Origin of the sequence: Microbacterium sp. RD1 (assembly GCF_052220165.1) — a bacterium.
GTDB lineage: Bacteria > Actinomycetota > Actinomycetes > Actinomycetales > Microbacteriaceae > Microbacterium.
This window is the reverse complement of the sequence record NZ_JBQPOL010000003.1, coordinates 163,640-181,989: the sequence shown is the minus strand read 5'-3', so window position 1 is coordinate 181,989 and position 18,350 is coordinate 163,640. Positions and strand designations below refer to the sequence as shown.

17 protein-coding genes are annotated in these 18,350 nt (G+C 69.5%); 14 read left to right on the top strand and 3 right to left on the bottom strand.

The window, feature by feature from the left end; all coding sequences use genetic code 11:
- The first annotated feature begins 13 nt into the window (after positions 1–13).
- From ACTU3I_RS15355 to ACTU3I_RS15345, 3 genes are all read left to right on the top strand, one after another.
- A complete protein-coding gene (locus ACTU3I_RS15355; RefSeq protein ID WP_442926584.1) occupies positions 14–1,813 on the top strand; it encodes an ABC transporter family substrate-binding protein in 1,800 nt (599 codons plus the stop codon).
- 152 nt (positions 1,814–1,965) lie between these two features.
- Positions 1,966–3,510 carry an ABC transporter permease gene (locus ACTU3I_RS15350; protein WP_442926583.1) on the top strand — a complete coding sequence of 515 codons (1,545 nt, stop codon included), beginning with the start codon at positions 1,966–1,968 and terminating at the stop codon, positions 3,508–3,510.
- Positions 3,511–3,550: 40 nt separating this feature from the next.
- Positions 3,551–4,612, top strand: a complete 1,062-nt coding sequence (locus ACTU3I_RS15345) for an ABC transporter permease (protein ID WP_442926829.1) — start codon at positions 3,551–3,553, stop codon at positions 4,610–4,612.
- 29 nt (positions 4,613–4,641) lie between these two features.
- Here the strand turns inward: ACTU3I_RS15345 and ACTU3I_RS15340 are convergent, their stop codons facing one another.
- The gene (locus tag ACTU3I_RS15340; protein WP_442926582.1) at positions 4,642–5,244 is read right to left on the bottom strand and encodes a PH domain-containing protein; all 603 of its coding nucleotides are present in this window, start codon (positions 5,242–5,244) and stop codon (positions 4,642–4,644) included.
- A 56-nt stretch (positions 5,245–5,300) separates the two neighbouring features.
- On the opposite strand from ACTU3I_RS15340, the gene ACTU3I_RS15335 reads away from it, so the two are divergent.
- The gene (locus ACTU3I_RS15335; protein WP_442926581.1) at positions 5,301–7,064 is read left to right on the top strand and encodes an ABC transporter ATP-binding protein; all 1,764 of its coding nucleotides are present in this window, start codon (positions 5,301–5,303) and stop codon (positions 7,062–7,064) included.
- Positions 7,065–7,155: 91 nt separating this feature from the next.
- A complete protein-coding gene (typA, locus tag ACTU3I_RS15330; RefSeq protein ID WP_442926580.1) occupies positions 7,156–9,066 on the top strand; it encodes a translational GTPase TypA in 1,911 nt (636 codons plus the stop codon).
- Positions 9,067–9,081: 15 nt separating this feature from the next.
- On the opposite strand, the gene ACTU3I_RS15325 is transcribed toward typA, so the two are convergent.
- Positions 9,082–9,630, bottom strand: coding sequence for a helix-turn-helix domain-containing protein (locus ACTU3I_RS15325; protein ID WP_442926579.1), 549 nt, complete (start codon positions 9,628–9,630; stop codon positions 9,082–9,084).
- A gap of 64 nt (positions 9,631–9,694) precedes the next feature.
- Here ACTU3I_RS15325 and ACTU3I_RS15320 point away from each other — a divergent pair, with 64 nt between their 5' ends.
- The 7 genes from ACTU3I_RS15320 to ddaH all read left to right on the top strand — a co-directional run bounded on the left by ACTU3I_RS15320 (position 9,695) and on the right by ddaH (position 14,970).
- Positions 9,695–10,435, top strand: coding sequence for an AzlC family ABC transporter permease (locus ACTU3I_RS15320; RefSeq protein WP_442926578.1), 741 nt, complete (start codon positions 9,695–9,697; stop codon positions 10,433–10,435).
- Entirely contained in the window at positions 10,432–10,746 is a 315-nt protein-coding gene (locus ACTU3I_RS15315; RefSeq protein WP_442926577.1) for an AzlD domain-containing protein, read from the top strand. Before ACTU3I_RS15320 ends, ACTU3I_RS15315 begins: the two co-directional genes overlap by 4 nt.
- A gap of 104 nt (positions 10,747–10,850) precedes the next feature.
- Complete coding sequence (locus ACTU3I_RS15310) at positions 10,851–11,261, top strand: histidinol dehydrogenase (RefSeq protein WP_442926576.1); 411 nt, start codon at positions 10,851–10,853, stop codon at positions 11,259–11,261.
- 9 nt (positions 11,262–11,270) lie between these two features.
- Entirely contained in the window at positions 11,271–11,591 is a 321-nt protein-coding gene (fdxA, locus tag ACTU3I_RS15305) for a ferredoxin (protein ID WP_442926575.1), read from the top strand.
- Positions 11,592–11,601: 10 nt separating this feature from the next.
- Positions 11,602–12,717 carry a succinyldiaminopimelate transaminase gene (dapC, locus tag ACTU3I_RS15300; RefSeq protein ID WP_442926574.1) on the top strand — a complete coding sequence of 372 codons (1,116 nt, stop codon included), beginning with the start codon at positions 11,602–11,604 and terminating at the stop codon, positions 12,715–12,717.
- Between the two features lie 182 nt (positions 12,718–12,899).
- On the top strand, positions 12,900–14,198 hold the full coding sequence (locus ACTU3I_RS15295; protein ID WP_442926573.1) for a citrate synthase: 1,299 nt from the start codon (positions 12,900–12,902) through the stop codon (positions 14,196–14,198).
- Between the two features lie 4 nt (positions 14,199–14,202).
- Positions 14,203–14,970 carry a dimethylargininase gene (ddaH, locus tag ACTU3I_RS15290; protein ID WP_442926572.1) on the top strand — a complete coding sequence of 256 codons (768 nt, stop codon included), beginning with the start codon at positions 14,203–14,205 and terminating at the stop codon, positions 14,968–14,970.
- A gap of 81 nt (positions 14,971–15,051) precedes the next feature.
- Here ddaH and dapD read toward each other — a convergent pair whose 3' ends face one another.
- A complete protein-coding gene (gene dapD / locus ACTU3I_RS15285) occupies positions 15,052–15,996 on the bottom strand; it encodes a 2,3,4,5-tetrahydropyridine-2,6-dicarboxylate N-succinyltransferase (protein ID WP_442926571.1) in 945 nt (314 codons plus the stop codon).
- A gap of 59 nt (positions 15,997–16,055) precedes the next feature.
- On the opposite strand from dapD, the gene dapE reads away from it, so the two are divergent.
- Positions 16,056–17,132, top strand: coding sequence for a succinyl-diaminopimelate desuccinylase (dapE, locus tag ACTU3I_RS15280; protein ID WP_442926570.1), 1,077 nt, complete (start codon positions 16,056–16,058; stop codon positions 17,130–17,132).
- Positions 17,114–18,322, top strand: coding sequence for a hypothetical protein (locus ACTU3I_RS15275; protein WP_442926569.1), 1,209 nt, complete (start codon positions 17,114–17,116; stop codon positions 18,320–18,322). The genes dapE and ACTU3I_RS15275 overlap by 19 nt, the downstream gene beginning before the upstream one ends.
- Positions 18,323–18,350 lie beyond the last annotated feature (28 nt).

The following is an 18,350-nucleotide window of genomic DNA, read 5'->3' as shown; positions in this document are numbered from 1 at the left end:
CACAGGAGGAAATGTGTCTGAAAGGACATGGCGCACGCGTGCGCTCACAGTCGGAGCCGGCGTCGCAGCTGCGGCGCTCGCGCTCGCCGGCTGCACCACCAGCGGTGGCACGGACGACGGCGGCTCGTCGTCGGAAGGCGGCACCATCACGATCGCGACGACCAACGCCTTCACGTCGTTCAACAGCGACACCCCCGACGCCAACCTCGACACCAACGGCATGGTGGGCTATCTCACCGGCGTCGCGAGCGACCTCGGTCTCGGTGGTTTCCAGCGCCTGGACGCCGACTTCAGCATCTTGCCGAACGAGGACATCGGCACCTACGAGAAGGTCTCCGACGACCCCCTCACGGTGCGCTACACCCTGAAAGAGGGACTGACCTGGTCCGACGGCGAGCCCATCACCGCGGATGACATGCTCGTCGACTGGGCCATCAACTCCGGTTACTACGACGACGGCGTGGTCGACGCGGCCACCGGCGACGTCACCAACGGCGGCACGGTCTACTTCACCCTCGCCGGCAGCACGGCCGGTCTCGACACGACCGCGTTCCCGGAGATCAGCGACGACAACCTGTCGATGACGCTCACCTACTCCGAGCCCTACGTCGACTGGGAGCTGGTGAATCCGATCAACAAGCCCGCTCACGTGCTCGCCGAGAAGGCGGGCGTGTCGACGGAGGAGTTCATCGAGACGCTCAAGTCGATGCCCGAGGGCAACGTCGACGCTCCCGTCGCGCCGAATCCGGTCCTCAAGGCCGCGGCCGACTTCTGGAACACCGGATACGACGTGACGGCGATGCCGACCGACGAGAGCCTGCTAGTTTCCTCCGGGCCGTTCATCGTCACCGACTTCGTGCCGGAGTCCAGCATCACGCTGGAGAAGAACCCCGAGTACAAGGGAGACAAGTCGCCGGCGTACGACCAGCTGATCATCCGCTTCATCGGCGACGCCAACGCGCAGGTGACCGCGCTCCAGAACGGTGAGGTCAACGCGATCCAGCCGCAGCCCTCGGCTGACACGCTGACGGCACTGGAGAACGCCAACGCCACGGTGCACGCCGGCGACCAACTGTCGTACGACCACCTCGACCTGAACTTCACCGGGCCGTTCGCCGACCCGGCCGTTCGCGAGGCCTTCCTCAAGACGATCCCGCGTGAGCAGATCCTCGAGGCCATCATCACCCCGGTGAACCCCGAGGCCGAGGTGCTCAACTCGCAGATCTTCCTGCCGACCGACGGCGACCAGTACAACACCGCGGTCGAGGCGAGCGGATACGACGCCTTCGTCGAGCCCGACATCGAGGGCGCGAAGGCGCTCCTCGCGGGCCAGACCCCGACGGTGCGGATCCTGTACAACACGAACAACCCCAACCGTGTCGACAGCTTCCGTGCGATCCAGCAGTCGGCGTCGGAGGCGGGCTTCATCATTCAGGACGCCGGCTCGCCCGACTGGAGCGAGCTGCTCGGAAGCGGCAGCTACGACGCGTCGATCTTCGGATGGATCTCCCCGGGTGCCGGCAACGCCGCGCTCCCGCAGATCTTCAAGACCAACGGGGGCGGTAACTACAACTACTACTCCAACGCCGAGGTCGACGCGCTGGTGGACGAGAGCCAGGTCACCCTGGACGAGGACCGCCTCGCCGAGATCAAGGTCGAGATCGACGCCGCGACGGCAGCGGACTTCTACGGTCTGCCGCTGTTCCAGCTGCCGGGCTTGTTCGCCGACAACGGGTCCGTGTCGGGCATCGAGTACTTCGGTGGCCAGACCGGAATCGTGTGGAACGCGCAGGACTGGACCCTCGCGGGCTGACCCCCGCGGGGTGACACCCCGGTGAATCCTCGACGGGACGCCGGAGTCGTTACGGCTCCGGCGTCCCGCCTGTTCGCGCTGCGGTGCGGATATCCTTCCCGACACAGGCGCAACGCTGCGTCTGTCGGCCCGATCGAAAGAAGTCACACGCGATGGTGGGATTCGTCCTTCGGCGCATCGCCGTCTCGTTCCTCGTGCTCCTCGCCGCGTCGTTCATCATGTACGTGCTCGCGGCGAACTCGGGGAACCCTCTGCAAGACCTCGAGGGCAGCAACGCCCCCAACCGCGAGCAGCTGATCGCCGCGCGGGTTGCCGCTCTCGACTTGGACGTGCCGCCGGTCCTCCGCTACTTCATGTGGCTCGGCGGGGCCGCCCAGTGCCTCGTCCCCTTCGTCGGCCAGTGCGATCTGGGTCTGACGATCTCGAACGCCCCGGTGACGAGCATCCTGCCGGCGGCGATGGTCTCGACGCTGCAACTGGTCACCGTCTCCTTCCTGGTCGCGATCATCCTGGGCGTCGCGGTGGGAGTCGTCACGGCTCTCCGCCAGTACAGCGGCTTCGACTTCGGCGTGACGCTCCTCAGCTTCTTCCTCTACTCGCTGCCCTCCTTCCTTGTCGCCGTGCTCCTGAAAGAGTTCCTGGCGCTGGACTTCAATGACTTCCTGCAGTCGCAGACGACCATCCCGGTGTGGATCATCGTGGTGCTCAGCCTGGTGAGCGCGATCGTCTGGCAGGCGATGCTCGGCGGCGCACTCCGGCGCCGCCTGGTCGTGGCGGCGATCTCCGGGGCCGCCATGGCCGTGCTCCTGGTGTATTTCGACCTGACCGATTGGTTCCGCCAGCCCGGGTTCGGTCCCCTCGGGCTGCTGCTGCTCATCGGCGGCACGGTCGTGCTGGTGACGGCGCTCATGGCCGGTCTCGAAAATCGTCGCGCGCTCCTGGTGGCAGGGATCAACGGTGCGATCGCGTACGTGTGCTACTTCGCGCTCCAGGGGTTGTTCGACATCTCGACCTTCGGCACGCTGATCATCCTCGGAATCGTCGCCCTCGGGGTCGGCATCGCATCGGGGCTGGTTCTGGGGGGACCCGATCGCGGGATGGCCGCCCGTATCGGCGGCATCGTCGCGGTCGTGTCCGCGAGCTTCGTCGTGCTCGACCGGTACATGCAGTCGTGGCCCGAATACGCCAACAGTCCCCGCATCAACGGGCGACCGATCGCGACCGTCGGCGCCAGCACTCCGGGGTTCAGCGGTGACGTGTGGACCTCCGGTATCGACACGTTCACGCACCTGCTCCTGCCCACCATCGCGCTGCTGCTGATCTCCTTCGCCGGGTACACGAGGTACGCGCGCGCCGGGATGCTCGAGGTGATGAACCAGGACTACATCCGCACCGCGCGGGCCAAGGGCCTGTCGGAGCGGACGGTGGTGATGCGGCACGCGCTCCGCAACACGCTGATCCCGATCGTCACGCTCATCGCCACGGATATCGGCGCACTTCTGGGTGGTGCGGTGATCACCGAGCGGGTCTTCGCGATCAGCGGCATGGGATCGCTGTTCGTCGCGTCCATCCTGCGGGTCGACGTCAATCCCGTCATGGGCTACTTCCTCGTGATCGCCGTCACGGCGATCGTCTTCAACTTCATCGCCGACCTGATGTACGCCGCGCTCGACCCCCGCGTGCGCGTGGTGGCGTGATGGTCGCCCGTTCTCTCTCAGAGGTCATCCGATGACACAGATGCTGCCCGAGCCCGGGCCCACCGAACCCCCCGCCCGGGACGACGCCACCGTCGGAGTGAGCCAGGGGCGTCTCATCCTGCGGCGCTTCCTCGGCAACAGGGTCGCGGTCGTCTCCGGCGTCCTGTTCCTGCTGATCGCCGTGTTCTCCATCTCGGCGATCGGTCTCGGTCCGATCCCGGGCTGGTGGAAGCACAACTACACGTCGCTGAACCCCCAGCTCAACAACGGCGCTCCGACGCTGTCGCTCGTGCCCGAGTGGCTCGGGGGCAGCGGATTCACGCTGGGGGAGCACCCGTTCGGGCAGACCCGCATCGGCATCGACTACTTCGCGATGGTGATGCGCGGCATCCAGAACTCGATCATCGTGATGTTCGTGATCAGCCTGGTGGGCACCCTCATCGGCACGGTCGTCGGCGCGATCGCCGGTTACTACCGCGGGGTGGTGGATTCGATCCTCATGCGCATCACCGATGTGTTCATCGTGATCCCGGTGATCGTCATCGGCGCGGTCGTCGGCCGTACCACCGGGGGCCTGGGAGTGTGGCCGCTGGCGTTCTTCCTGGCGATGATCTCCTGGATGGTGATCGCGCGCCTGGTTCGCGCGGAGTTCCTGAGCCTGCGCGAGCGGGAGTTCGTCGAGGCCGCGCGGGTCGCCGGCGCCAGCGACGCGCGCATCATCTTCAAGCACATCCTGCCGAATGCGATCGGCGTCGTGATCGTCGCCGCGACCCTGCTGGCAGCGGCCGCGATCCTCCTGGAGACGGCGCTGAGCTTCCTCCAGCTCGGCGTGCGTCCGCCCGACGTGTCACTCGGCCTCATCATCTCCGACAACCAGTCGGCGTTCCAGACCCGCCCGTGGCTGTTCTGGTGGCCCGCGGTGTTCATCGTGCTGCTCGCGCTCCTGATCAACTTCGTCGGCGACGGGCTGCGAGACGCATTCGACCCGCGGCAGAAGCGCTTCTCGCTGCGGCGCACGAAGGAGCAGGTCGACATCGCCCGCCCGCCGGCTGCGGACGGCGTGCAGATGGATGCGAGCGGACGACTCGGGGGGACCCTGTGACGGTCGTCGTCGAAACCTCCCGGCACGCCTCAGACGAGGAGGACCGCCGCGACCAGCGCGCCCGCGCCGAGCACGATCGCCGCGACCGTCGCGACCCGCGCCCGCACGACGACACGCGCGGAGTCGGCCACGCCGAGCTCGATCCGGCCGCTGTCGCGCAACTGCTCCCATCGCCCGCGCACGAGGGCGGCGGCAGACCCCGAGTCGGTGGACGGCAGATCGCCGGGGCGCACGCCCGGGGCCGTCGGCGACTCGGAACGGCGCTCGGCACGCGCCGCGCGGACGGCGCCGAGCGCACCCGGAGCGGGGGCGCCGGTCGCACTGATGCGGCGGCCGGGCGTGTGCAGCTGCAGCGCGTACCGGGTGTCCACGTGGATGAGGGCTGCCCACGGCACGCGGTACTCGGCGACGATGTTCGCCACGTGCACCTCGTCGTCGTCGACGGCGATGTACGGGGCCCACAGCAGCGCCCACACGAGCGCGGCGCCGCCGAGCGAGCCCAGCAGCAGCGCCGGTGCGGCCGCGGCCGCACCGGGCGTCAGGAGCGTGCCCGCCGCGACCGCGGCCAGCAGCACCCACGCCACGATGCTGAGCACCCGATTGAACGTCGATCGGAACACGATCCGCGGCATCCGTTCATTCTCCCATTTCCCGGCGTCTCGCTCGGCGAGACGGGAAGGACTCCCGCATGACCACTCCGGCACACAACGCCGTTCCCGCCCTGGAGATGACCGACGTCAGTGTCGACTTCGCCGTGGACGACGCCTGGGTTCCCGCGGCGAAGCACCTCAGCTACACGATCGCGCGCGGTCAGGTCGTCGCCGTCGTGGGCGAGTCGGGATCGGGCAAGAGCGCGAGCTCGATGGCGATTCTCGACCTGCTGCCCCGCAACAGCCGAGTGCGCGGCAGCATCCGGGTCAACGGCCGGGAGATCACCGGGCTGTCGCCGCGTCAGCTCCGCCAGCTGCGCGGTCCCGAGGTCGCGGCGATCTTCCAGGAGCCGATGACCGCACTGAACCCCGTCCTCACCGTCGGGTTCCAGATCATCGAGGCACTGCGCGCCCACACGTCGATGAGCCCCTCGGAGGCCCGGGTCCGGGCGATCGAGCTGCTCGGCCTCGTCGGGCTTCCCGACCCCGAGAAGGCGTTCGCCTCATATCCGCATCAGCTCTCGGGCGGTCAGCGCCAGCGTGCCATGATCGCGCAGTCGGTGAGCCTGGACCCCGCCCTGCTCATCGCGGATGAGCCGACGACGGCGCTCGACGTGACGGTCCAGGCCGAGATCCTCGACCTGATCCGCGACCTCCGGGACCGCCTGAACTCCGCCATCCTCCTCATCACCCACGACATGGGCGTCGTCGCCGACCTCGCCGACTGGATCGTCGTGATGAAGGACGGCGAGATCGTCGAGCAGGGCGATGTCGCCCAGGTGCTCGGCGACCCGCAGCAGCCGTACACGCAGGAGCTCCTCGCCGCCGTCCCCCGCCTGGGAGCCGGCACCGGAGAGCACGGCGCGGTGGACGTCGTGGAGAGCCTCGCCCACGCGGTCGAGGAGGCGGAGATGGGGATCGCCGAGGAGACGATCGCGCAGGCGGCCGCCGCGCCCGAGATCGCCAAGCCCGTCCTCCAGCTCGACGGCGTGTCGATCGAGTACGGCAAGCGTCGCCGGGTCGCGGCGTTCCGCGCCGTGGATGACGTCACGCTCGGGATCGCCGAGGGCGAGATCGTCGGGCTCGTCGGTGAGTCGGGGTCGGGCAAGTCGACGATCGGGCGCGCCGCGATCGGGCTTCAGCCGATCGCCGAGGGGCGACTGGTCGTCGACGGCATCGACATCAGCTCCGGTGCGCGCAAAGTGGTCGGATCGCTCCGCCGCAAGGTCGGCATCGTCTTCCAGGATCCGTCGTCGTCGCTCAACCCCCGTCTGCCCATCGGTGAGAGCATCGGCGAGCCGCTGCTGCTGGCCGGGGAGGCGAAGGGGAAGGACCTGGACCGCCGGGTCGAGACACTGCTCGACGAGGTCCGGCTGCCCCGGAACTATCGCAACCGCTACCCGCACGAGCTCTCCGGCGGCCAGAAGCAGCGCGTGGGCATCGCCCGCGCCCTCGCGCTCAAGCCGAGACTCCTCGTCGCCGACGAGCCCACCAGCGCCCTCGACGTGTCGGTGCAGGCGCGGGTGCTGGAGCTTCTCATAGAGCTGCAGCGCGAGCACCGATTCGCGTGCCTGTTCATCAGTCACGACCTGGCCGTCGTCGACGCGATGGCCGACCGGATCGTGGTGCTTCACCGTGGCCGGATCGCGGAGCAGGGCACCCGCGACGAGATCCTCCGCAATCCCAAGGAGCCGTACACCCAGCGCCTCATCGCGGCGATCCCGGTGCCCGACCCCGAAGTGCAGGCCGAGCGCCGTGCGCTGCGTCGGCAGCTCCTCGCGGCGGAGGGCGAGACGTCCTGACGGGGGAGGCGACCGGAGGCCACCGCGCGCGGCGGTAGAATGGTAGACGCTCGATTCCGGGCGCTCTCCCAAAACCCTCAAGGACACCGTCATGGCGCACGCCCTCCGCCCCGACCTTCGGAACGTGGCCATCGTCGCGCACGTCGACCACGGCAAGACGACCCTGGTCGACGCGATGCTCCGGCAGACGGGCTCGTTCGGCGAGCATGCCCACGTCGAGGAGCGCGCGATGGACTCCAACGACCTGGAGCGCGAGAAGGGGATCACGATCCTCGCGAAGAACACCGCGATCACGTACAACGGCGTTCACACCGACGTCCCCGTGACGATCAACGTCATCGACACCCCGGGCCACGCCGACTTCGGCGGCGAGGTCGAGCGCGGTCTGTCGATGGTCGACGGCGTGGTGCTGCTCGTGGATGCCTCGGAGGGCCCGCTGCCGCAGACGCGCTTCGTGCTGCGCAAGGCCCTCGAGGCCAAGCTCCCGGTGATCCTGCTGGTGAACAAGACCGACCGCCCCGACGCCCGCATCGCCGAGGTGGAGGAGGAGAGCCACGATCTGCTCCTCGGCCTCGCCTCGGATCTCTCGGACGACGTTCCCGACCTCGATGTCGACGCGCTGCTGGACGTCCCGGTCGTCTATGCCTCCGGGCGCGCCGGTGCGGCGTCGCGCAACCGCCCCGCGAACGGCGAGCTCCCCGACAACGACGATCTCGAGCCCCTGTTCGGCGCGATCCTCGAGCACGTGCCTGCGCCGTCGTACGACGATGAGGCGCCGCTGCAGGCGTGGGTGACGAACCTCGACTCGAGCCCCTTCCTGGGCCGCCTCGCGCTGCTGCGCGTCTTCAACGGGACGCTCCGCAAGGGCCAGACTGTCGCGTGGGTCCGCCACGACGGCACGACGGCCAACGCCCGCATCACCGAGCTGATGAAGACACGCGCCCTCGAGCGCTATCCGGCCGATTCCGCGGGACCCGGCGACATCGTCGCCATCGCGGGTTTCCCCGACATCACCATCGGCGAGACGATCGCCGATCCGGATGATGTGCGTCCGCTGCCGCAGATCCACGTCGACGAGCCGGCGATCTCGATGACGATCGGCACCAACACGTCGCCGCTGGCCGGCAAGGTGAAGGGCCACAAGCTCACCGCGCGCATGGTGAAGGACCGCCTCGATCGCGAACTGATCGGCAACGTCTCGCTCAAGGTCGTCGACATCGGGCGACCGGATGCGTGGGAGGTGCAGGGCCGCGGTGAGCTGGCTCTCGCGATCCTCGTCGAGAACATGCGCCGCGAAGGCTTCGAGTTGACCGTGGGGAAGCCTCAGGTCGTCACGAAGAAGGTGGACGGGAAGACGCACGAGCCGTTCGAGCACCTCACGATCGACGCCCCCGAAGAGTACCTCGGCGCCATCACGCAGCTGCTGGCGACTCGCAAGGGCCGCATGGAGTCGATGACCAACCATGGCACCGGGTGGGTGCGGATGGAGTTCATCGTCCCCTCGCGCGGGCTCATCGGATTCCGCACCGAGTTCCTCACCACCACCCGCGGCACCGGCATCGCCAACGCCATCTCCCACGGCTACGAGCCGTGGGCCGGGCAGATCGTGACGCGTCAGAACGGCTCCATCGTCGCCGACCGCTCGGGCGTCGTGACGCCGTTCGCCATCATCGCGCTGCAGGAGCGCATGTCGTTCTTCGTGCAGCCGACCGAAGAGGTCTACGAGGGCATGGTCATCGGCGAGAACTCCCGCAACGACGACATGGACGTGAACATCACCAAGGAGAAGAAGCTGACCAACATGCGTCAGTCCACCTCCGACACGTTCGAGTCGATGACGCCGCCGCGGCAGCTCTCGCTCGAAGAGAGCCTGGAGTTCGCCCGCGAGGACGAGTGCGTCGAGGTGACGCCGGAGAAGGTCCGCATCCGCAAGGTGGTCCTGGATGCGACCGAGCGCGGCCGCGCGACGGCACGCCTGAAGCGTCAGGACGCCAACGTCTGATCGCGTGCGCGGACGCTACCGCGACTCGGAGATCAGGACCGCGCGAGTGCCCGGGACCAACGCCTCGAAGACGTGCGGCGCGTCGCCGGGGTACGAGAGGTAATCGCCGGGGGAGAGCGTGAACGGCTCGCCGGCGGGGCCGACGCGCGCCGCGCCCGAGGCGAGGATCACGTGTTCGATCGTGCCGGGGGAGTGGGGGGCCGAGCGCCGCGGCTCGCCCGGCTCGGCGGTGATCAGGTAGATGTCCCGTCGCGCGCGATGCGGACTCGCCGACAGCAGGGTGGCGAGATACGGCGCGGACGCGGAGCGGATGCCGCCGCCGTCGGCCGCACGGACGAGGGTCGGCGCATGCGCACCGTCATCGACGAACGTGGAGAACGGGATGTCCATGGCCGTCGCCAGCGCCCACAGCGTTTCGACGCTGGGGTTGCCGCCTCCCGACTCCAGCTGTGACACCGTCGCCTTGGAAACGCCCGCCTGGCGAGCCAGCTCCGACACCGAGAGCGCATGCGCCTCCCGCTCGCGCCGCAGGGCAGCGCCGATCCGCAGACTGAGCGTCGTCATGTGTTCATTATGGTGAACGATCGTTCGACTTGACAACCGACTGTGGCGCGCTCACGCTAGCTTCGTGGCCCCCGACTCCGACGCATCCGACGAGCATCGCCGCGCCGCCCGACAGGGTCTGGCGGTCTCGCTGGCGACGTCGGCGTACGGCATCTCGTTCGGCGCGCTGTCGGTCGCGGCGGGCCTGGACGTCTGGCAGACGTGCGTGCTGAGTCTTCTCATGTTCACGGGAGGATCGCAGTACGCGTTCGTCGGCGTCATCGCCGCGGGCGGCGTCGCCGCGGCGCCGGCTGCGATCGCGTCGTCCGCTCTCCTGGGCGTACGAAACGCCGCCTACGCCATCCGGATGGGACCGATCATCGGACCCCGCGTCTGGCAGCGCGTCGCGGCGGCGCAGTTCACCATCGACGAGTCCACCGCCGTCGCGCTCGCCCAGAGCGAGCCACGCGCGCGGCGCGTGGGCTTCTGGGTCACCGGCATCGGGATCTATGTCGGCTGGAACCTCTCCACCCTGGCCGGTGCGCTCCTCGGCGACGTACTGGGCGACCCCCGGCAATACGGCCTGGATGCGGCGGCGGCGGCCGCTTTCCTCGCGCTCCTGTGGCCGCGGCTGCGGGGACGGCAGGCGCTCGCGGTCGGCGCAGCGGCCGCCGTCGTCGCCACGGTGCTGACGCCCGCGCTCATGCCCGGGCTGCCGGTGATCATCGCGGCGGCCGTCGCTGTCGTCGTCGGCTGGTTCAACTGGCTCGGTGGGGCCCCGCAGGCCGAACCCGACGACGTCCCCGAACGAGGAGGGCTGCCGTGACGCTGTGGAACGCGATCCTGCTCGCCGCCGTGATCTGCGTGGCCGTGAAAGCGGTGGGGTATGCCGTTCCCGCCCGCTGGCTGGAAGCCCCTCGGCCCGCCCGGATCGCCGACCTCCTCACCGTCGCCCTCCTGGCGGCGCTCGTCGCGGTGCAGAGCCTCGCATCGGGACAGTCCATCGCGCTGGACGCGCGCATCCCGGCCGTGCTGGTCGCGGCGGGCCTCCTCGCGCTGCGGGCGCCGTTCCTCGTGGTCGTGCTCGCGGCCGCCGCCGTCGCCGCCCTGCTGCGCCTGTGGGGCTGGGCGGCGTGAAGAGCCGCTCGTTCGCGAGGGGTCGCGACATGCGGGAAGTCCCGCGACGGCTGCCGCGTGTCGCGACCCCTCGCGGCGCGAGGACGCCCGCCTAGACTGTCGCGGTGGCATCCCCGGTCTCGACCCTCCTCGCCCGCGCCCTGACGTGGGTGTTCTCGCTCGCGATCGGGGCCGTGTACGGCACCGCGGCGACGGTCGCCCACGCGTTCCGGTGGGGCGTGGTGCCGATCGGCCTCCTGCTCGCCATCCTCGGGACCGGCGCGCTCCTGATCTCCTTCCGCGCTCTCACCGCCGATCGGTGGACGGCCCTGGCGGCAGGGCTCGGCGTCATTCTCGCGACGTGGGTCTTCAGCATGGTGGGTCCGGGCGGATCGGCCATCGTCGCTCCGGCGACGGCGGCGACGGAGTGGATCCCGGTCACCTGGACGATCGCGGTGCCTCTCCTGGTGGCTCTCGTCGTCGCGTGGCCCGACCTCTCGTCGGTGCGGGCCGAGCGCACCCGCACGCGCACGTAGACTGAACGTGTGACGTATGTGATCGCCCTCCCGTGCGTGGATGTGAAAGACCGCGCCTGCATCGACGAGTGCCCGGTCGACTGCATCTACGAAGGCGAACGCTCGCTCTACATCCACCCCGACGAGTGCGTCGACTGCGGCGCGTGCGAGCCGGTCTGCCCGGTCGAGGCGATCTACTACGAGGACGACCTTCCCGAGGAATGGTCCGACTACTACAAGGCGAACGTCGAGTTCTTCGACGACGTGGGCTCGCCCGGCGGAGCCGCGAAGGTCGGAGTGATCCACAAGGATCACCCGGTCATCGCCGTCCTGCCTCCCCAGGGCGAGTGAGCGCCGCCTGATGGGCGTCGCCGATCTCGACGATTACCCCTGGGACGCCGTCGCCCCTTACGCGGAGAAGGCGCGACGGCATCCGGATGGCATCGTCGATCTGTCCATCGGGTCGCCCGTGGACCCCACGCCCGGCGTCATCGCGGCCGCGCTCTCGTCGGCGACCGACGCCCACGCCTACCCGCTGACCGCCGGATCACCGGGGCTGCGCGAAGCGATCGTGGAGTGGTACGCCCGGCGGCGGGGCGTGCCCGACCTCCCGGTAGACGCGGTGATCCCCACCGTCGGGTCGAAGGAGCTCGTGGCGCTGCTGCCGCTTCTCCTCGGTCTCGGACCGGGGGATGTGGTCGTTCACCCCAGGGCGGCGTACCCGACCTACGAGGTCGGCGCGCGGCTGGTGGATGCGACACCGCTGGCCGCGGACGACCCGGCGTCCTGGCCGGACGGCACCCGCCTGGTGTGGCTGAACTCGCCCGGCAACCCCGACGGCCGGGTGCGGGATGTGGCGGCGCTGCGCGCGGCCGTGCAGCGCGCGCGGGAGCTGGGCGCAGTCCTCGCAGCCGACGAGTGCTACGCGGAGCTGGGGTGGGAGGAGCCCTGGCGCACCGAGCGCATCCCCAGCGTGCTCGATCCCGCCGTCACCGCCGGCGACCTGACGGGGGTCCTCTCGGCGTACTCGCTCAGCAAGCAGTCCAACCTCGCCGGCTACCGCGCGGCCTTCCTCGCGGGGGATCCGGCCATCGTGACCCGCGTGCTCACCGCGCGCCGGCACCTCGGGCTGATGCCGCCGGCGCCTGTGCAGGCAGCGATGGTGGTCGCCCTCGGCGACGACGAGCACGTCGACGTCCAGCGGGAGAGGTACCGGCGCCGGCGCGATCTGCTCAAGCCCGCGCTGGAAGCGGCAGGCTTCCGGATCGACGCGAGCGAGGCAGGGCTGTACCTCTGGGCGACCGAGGGTCGCGACGCGTGGGACAGCCTCGACCGCCTGGCGGAGCTCGGCATCCTCGCCGGGCCGGGCTCCTTCTATGGAACGCACTATCCGCAGCACATCCGCGTCTCGCTGACCGCGTCGGACGAGCGCGTGCGATCGGCGAGCGATCGCTTGCGCGCGGCCGGGGCACCTTAGCGAGAATCTCCATCGGATGCGGTGATCCTTTGTCGGTGTCCGAGATACCTTCTGGCGCCTACTAGGCTGTAGGAGCACGGGGATGTGGTCACCAAGCCGCGTCTTTTCCGTGTCTTCCCGGCGCGGGAAACGTGCTTCCGGGTCGAGGATCGGACCGCGATCAGAAATCGCAAGGAGGCGCAGTGAGCGAATCGGGAATCGAGCAGGAGAAGGCCACCCTCACCGTCGGAGGCCGCACGGCCGAGTTCCCCGTGCTCGCCGGCACCGATGGGGTCCCGAGCGTCGACATCGCCAGCTTCACCCGTCAGACCGGCCACACGACGCTCGACTACGGATTCGTGAACACCGCGTCGACGAAGTCCGCGATCACGTTCATCGACGGCGACCAGGGCATTCTCCGCTATCGCGGATACCCGATCGAACAGCTCGCGAAGAACAGCACCTACCTCGAGGTGGCGTGGCTCCTCATCTACGGCGAGCTCCCTACCGCCGACGAGCTGGCCAGCTTCGACGACCGCATCCGTCGCCACACCCTGCTGCACGAAGACCTCAAGCGCTTCTTCTCCGCCCTCCCGCACACCGCCCACCCGATGTCGGTGCTGTCGGCGGCGACCGCGGCGCTGTCGACCTACTACGAGCGCGAGTCCGACCCGCACAACCCGGAGTTCGTCGAGCTGAACACGGTGCGGATGCTCGCGAAGCTCCCCGTGATCGCCGCCTACGCCCACAAGAAGAGCGTCGGGCAGGCCTTCCTCTACCCCGACAACTCCCTCGGGTTCGTCGAGAACTTCCTGAAGCTCAACTTCGGGGTCCTCAGCGAGGACTACGAGGTCAACCCCGTGATGGCGAAGGCCCTCGAGCGCCTCCTGATCCTCCACGAGGACCACGAGCAGAACGCCTCCACGTCCACCGTGCGCCTGGTCGGTTCGACCGGGGCCAACCAGTTCTCCTCCATCTCCGCGGGCATCAACGCCCTCTACGGACCGCTGCACGGCGGCGCGAACGAGGCCGTCCTCGACATGCTCGGCCGCATCCAGGAGTCGGGCGAGAGCGTCGAGCGGTTCGTGGAGCGGGTGAAGAACAAGGAGGAGGGAGTCAAGCTCATGGGCTTCGGCCACCGCGTCTACAAGAACTACGACCCCCGCGCCAAGCTCGTGAAGGAGTCGGCCGACGAGGTGCTCGAGGCTCTCGGCGTGAGCGACCCTCTCCTCGACCTCGCCAAGCAGCTCGAGGAGATCGCGCTCAACGACGACTACTTCAAGGAGCGCCGGCTCTACCCGAACGTCGACTTCTACACCGGCGTGATCTACAAGGCGATGGGCTTCCCGACGCGCATGTTCACGGTGCTCTTCGCGATCGGACGCCTGCCCGGATGGCTCGCGCACTGGCGCGAGATGCAGTACGACCCGCAGACGAAGATCGGCCGCCCGCAGCAGTTGTACGTCGGTGCACCCCAGCGCGACTACCCCGGGGTCGCCTGACATCATGCCGCGCCTGCTGGTGCGTCCGCCCTCGCCGGCACTCGCCGGCGGCGAGGTGACGCACCTCGAGCGGGTGCCCGTGGACGCGGAGCTCGCGCGGGCGCAGTGGACCGCGTACGTCGAGGTGTTCCGCGATCGCGGATGGCGCGTGACCGAGGTCCCCGCCAGCGACGAGCACCCCGACGGCGTCTTCGTGGAGGATGTCGTCGTCGTCTTCGGCGAGGTCGCCGTGCTGTGTCGCGCCGGTGCTCCGTCGCGCCGCGGCGAGGCCGCGTCGGTGCATCCGGTGCTGTCGCTGCAGGCACTGGAGGTCGTGGAGATCACCACGCCGGCGACCCTCGACGGCGGCGACGTTCTGAAGATCGGGCGCACCGCGTACGTCGGTCGCTCCGCGCGGACCAACTCGCACGCCGTCGCACAGCTGCGGAGCGTTCTGGAGCCGCGGGGATGGCGCGTCCTCGAGGTGCCCGTCACCCGGGTTCTTCATCTGAAGTCGGCGGTCACGGCGCTTGCGGACGGCACCGTTATCGGCTTCCCGCCGCTCGTGGACGATCCGACCCTCTTCGACGCCTTCCTCCCGGTTCCCGAGGCGCACGGCAACGCCGTCGTGGTTCTGGATGACACGTCAGTCCTGCTGTCGGCCGGTGCGCCCCGCACCGCCGAGCTCCTTCGCGCACGGGGGCTCGACGTCGTGACGACGCCGGTGAGCGAGTTCGAGAAGCTCGAGGGTTGCGTGACCTGCCTGTCGGTGCGCATCCGCGATCGTTCCTGAGAACAGGAGAATCGCCGGCGACAGGATTCGATCGGCCGTAGCGATCCTGGCGTCGGCGGATCTCCTGTTCCGGGCGGCGGGTCAGGCGTGCAGCGCGTCGTTCAGTGTGACACCCACGCCCGCGCGAGGCGTCGCCTCGACCGCACCCGTCAGCGAGTTGCGGCGGAAGAGCAGGCCGGGGCGTCCGGAGAGCGCCTCGCCCTTGACCCACGGATGCTCCGATTCCTCGCCGCGCAGCACGATCTTCGTACCGGCAGTGACGTACAGGCCCGCCTCCACGACGCAGTCGTCGCCCAGTGAGATGCCGATGCCGGCGTTCGCGCCGAGGAGGGTGCGCGCGCCGATCGTGACGCGGTGCGTGCCGCCGCCGGAAAGGGTGCCCATGACCGAGGCGCCGCCGCCGATGTCGCTGCCGTCGCCGACGACCACGCCCTGGGAGATGCGCCCCTCGACCATGGATGCGCCGAGCGTCCCGGCGTTGTAGTTGACGAAACCCTCGTGCATGACCGTCGTGCCGGGGGAGAGGTACGCACCGAGGCGTACGCGCGAGGCGTCGGCGATGCGCACGCCGGGCGGGGTGAGGTAGTCCAGCAGCCGCGGGAACTTGTCCAGCCCCTGCACTTGCACGCCCTCGCGCAGGAGCGTGGGGCGCAGTCGAGTGAGGTCATCCGGGTGCATCGGACCCGCCGTCGTCCACGCGACATTGGGCAGCTGCGCGAAGATGCCGTCGAGGTTGACGTCATTGGGACGGACGAGCCGGTGAGAGAGCGCGTGAAGCCGCAGGTACGCGTCGGGCGTGCTCGCCGGCGTCGCGTCCAGGTCGATCTCGACGACCACGGCGTCGACGGTGACGGCACGACGCGGGTCGGGGACGGCCAGCTGGTCGAGCCAGGCCGGCGGGATCGCCGGGTCGAGACCCGAGGGCAGGCGACCGGCGGTGGGCTCGGGGTACCACGTGTCCAGGATGGTGCCGTTCTCGGCCGTCGTGGCCAGTCCCCATCCCCACACCCAGCGGTTCTCACTCATGCCTTCCACGGTACCGGCATCCCGCGTGCGCCCCTGCGCCCGCTCGGTAGGATCGGACGATGCCTGTCCTGGATCTGCGCGCCTCCGCCGTCGAGCTCACGCGCGCGCTGTGCGACCTGCCGAGCGTGTCGGGCGAGGAGCGCGAGCTGGCCGACGCCATCGCGGCGGCGATCGGCGGCCTGACGCACCTCGAGGTCTTCCGAGACGGCGACACGATCGTCGCGCGCACGAACCTGGGGCGCTCGCAGCGCGTCGTCATCGCCGGTCACATCGACACCGTGCCGATCCACCACAACGTGCCGACGCGGAACATCGAGGTCGACGGCGCGCCGTACCTCTGGGGTCGGGGAACCGTCGACATGAAGGCCGGCGTCGCGGTGCAGCTGAAGCTCGCCGCCGAGCTGACCGACCCGCGGGTCGACATCACCTGGATGTGGTACGACCACGAAGAGGTGGCGGCCGAACTCAACGGCCTCACGCGCCTGGCCGGCGTCCGCCCCGACCTGTTCGCCGGCGACTTCGCCATCCTGGGCGAGCCCTCGAACGGTCAGGTCGAGGGCGGATGCAACGGCAACCTCCGCGCGGTGGTGAGAACGACGGGCGTGCGCGCCCACAGCGCAAGGTCCTGGGTCGGCGAGAACGCCATCCACAAGGCCGCGCCGGTGCTCTCCCGGCTGGCGGAGTACCGCGCGCGGGAGGTCGAGGTGGAGGGTCTGGTCTACCGCGAGGGCCTCAACGCCGTCCGGATCTCGGGCGGGGTCGCCGGCAACGTCATCCCCGACGCCTGTGAGGTCGAGGTCAACTACCGCTTCGCCCCCAGCCGCAGCGCGGAGGAGGCCATCCGTATCGTGCACGACGTCTTCGCCGGGTTCGAGGTGGAGGTGGTCGACCTCGCCATCGGCGCGCGCCCCGGCCTCGACGCGCCGCTGGCTCGGGAGTTCGTCGCCGCCGTCGGCGCCGAACCCCGACCGAAATACGGCTGGACCGACGTCGCACGATTCTCCGCGATGGGGGTGCCGGCCGTGAACTACGGCCCTGGCGACCCGCACCTCGCCCACCACGACGAGGAGCGGGTTCCCCTCGCCCAGATCGACGACGTCGAGCGTGGCCTGCGAGCGTGGCTGACGGCGTCCTGAGCGGCGTGCGGCGGCTGCCCGCGCCGGTCGCGATCGGTCTGGTCTACGTCGCCGCCCGTCTCGTCACGACGGTGTTCCTGCTCGTCGCGGCCGACCTCTCCGAGGCGGGATCACGCTTCGGCGCCGACGCGACGATCGGCGATCTCGCGCTCGGGTGGGACGCGCAGTGGTACTGGTTCGTCGCGGTGAACGGGTATCCGGCCGAGCTGCCGCTCACCGCATCCGGGCAGGTCGCAGAGAACCAGTGGGCGTTCATGCCGGTGTACGCGTATCTGGCGGCTGCGGTCGGGGCGGTGCTGGGGTCATGGGGCGCCGGCGCGGTCGTGGTGTCTCTGGCGGCGGGATACGGCGCGTGCGTGGCCCTTCACGCACTGCTGCGGACGCGCTTGGACGCGGCGGCGGCATTGTGGGCTGTCGCGTTCTTCGCGGCCGGACCGCTCGGCGCCCTCTTCCAGGTGGGCTACGCGGAGGCGCTTTTCGTCTTCTTCCTGCTGCTGGCTCTGTGGTGCCTCGTTCGGCGCCAGTACGGCTGGATGTACATCCTGATCCCGGTCATGGGCTTCACGCGACCGGGTGTGCTCGCGTTCGCGCTGCTGTTGGGGCTCGTCGGGCTGTGGCGGATCGCGCGTCGTCGCCGCGAGCCTCTCCCACGCGCGGAGGTCGTGCATCTGGTCGCCCTGGCGGCTCTCGCGACGGCCACCGGATTCGCGTGGCAACTGATCGCCGGCCTGGTCACCGGGGACATCGGTTCCTACCTCGCGACGGAGCTGGCCTGGCGGCGCAACTGGATCCCGGATGCCGCCGGTGGATTCGTGCCGTTCGAGGGCGTGATCGCCGCGTCGGGTTTCTGGTTCCGCATATGGGGACTTCCCGACGCGCTCGGGTACGTCGCACTCGCACTGCTCGTCACGGGATCAGCGGCCGCCCTGCTGTTCGAGCGGCACGTGCGCCTGCTCGGGGTGGAGATCCGCCTCTGGTCGGCGAGCTACCTGCTGTACCTTCTGGCGGTGTTCTTCCCGCAGTCGAGCATCTTCCGGTTGCTGCTCCCACTCGCCCCGTTGACGGGTGCGCTGGCCGCACCGCGGTCGACGATGTGGCGCGTTTCGGTCCTCGGGGCGGGTCTGATCGCCCAATGGGGGTGGATCTACGGGATGTATGCGCGGGGGAACACGTTCTGGCTCATCCCCTGACCTGTGGGCTGGGCGGCTTCCGACCGAT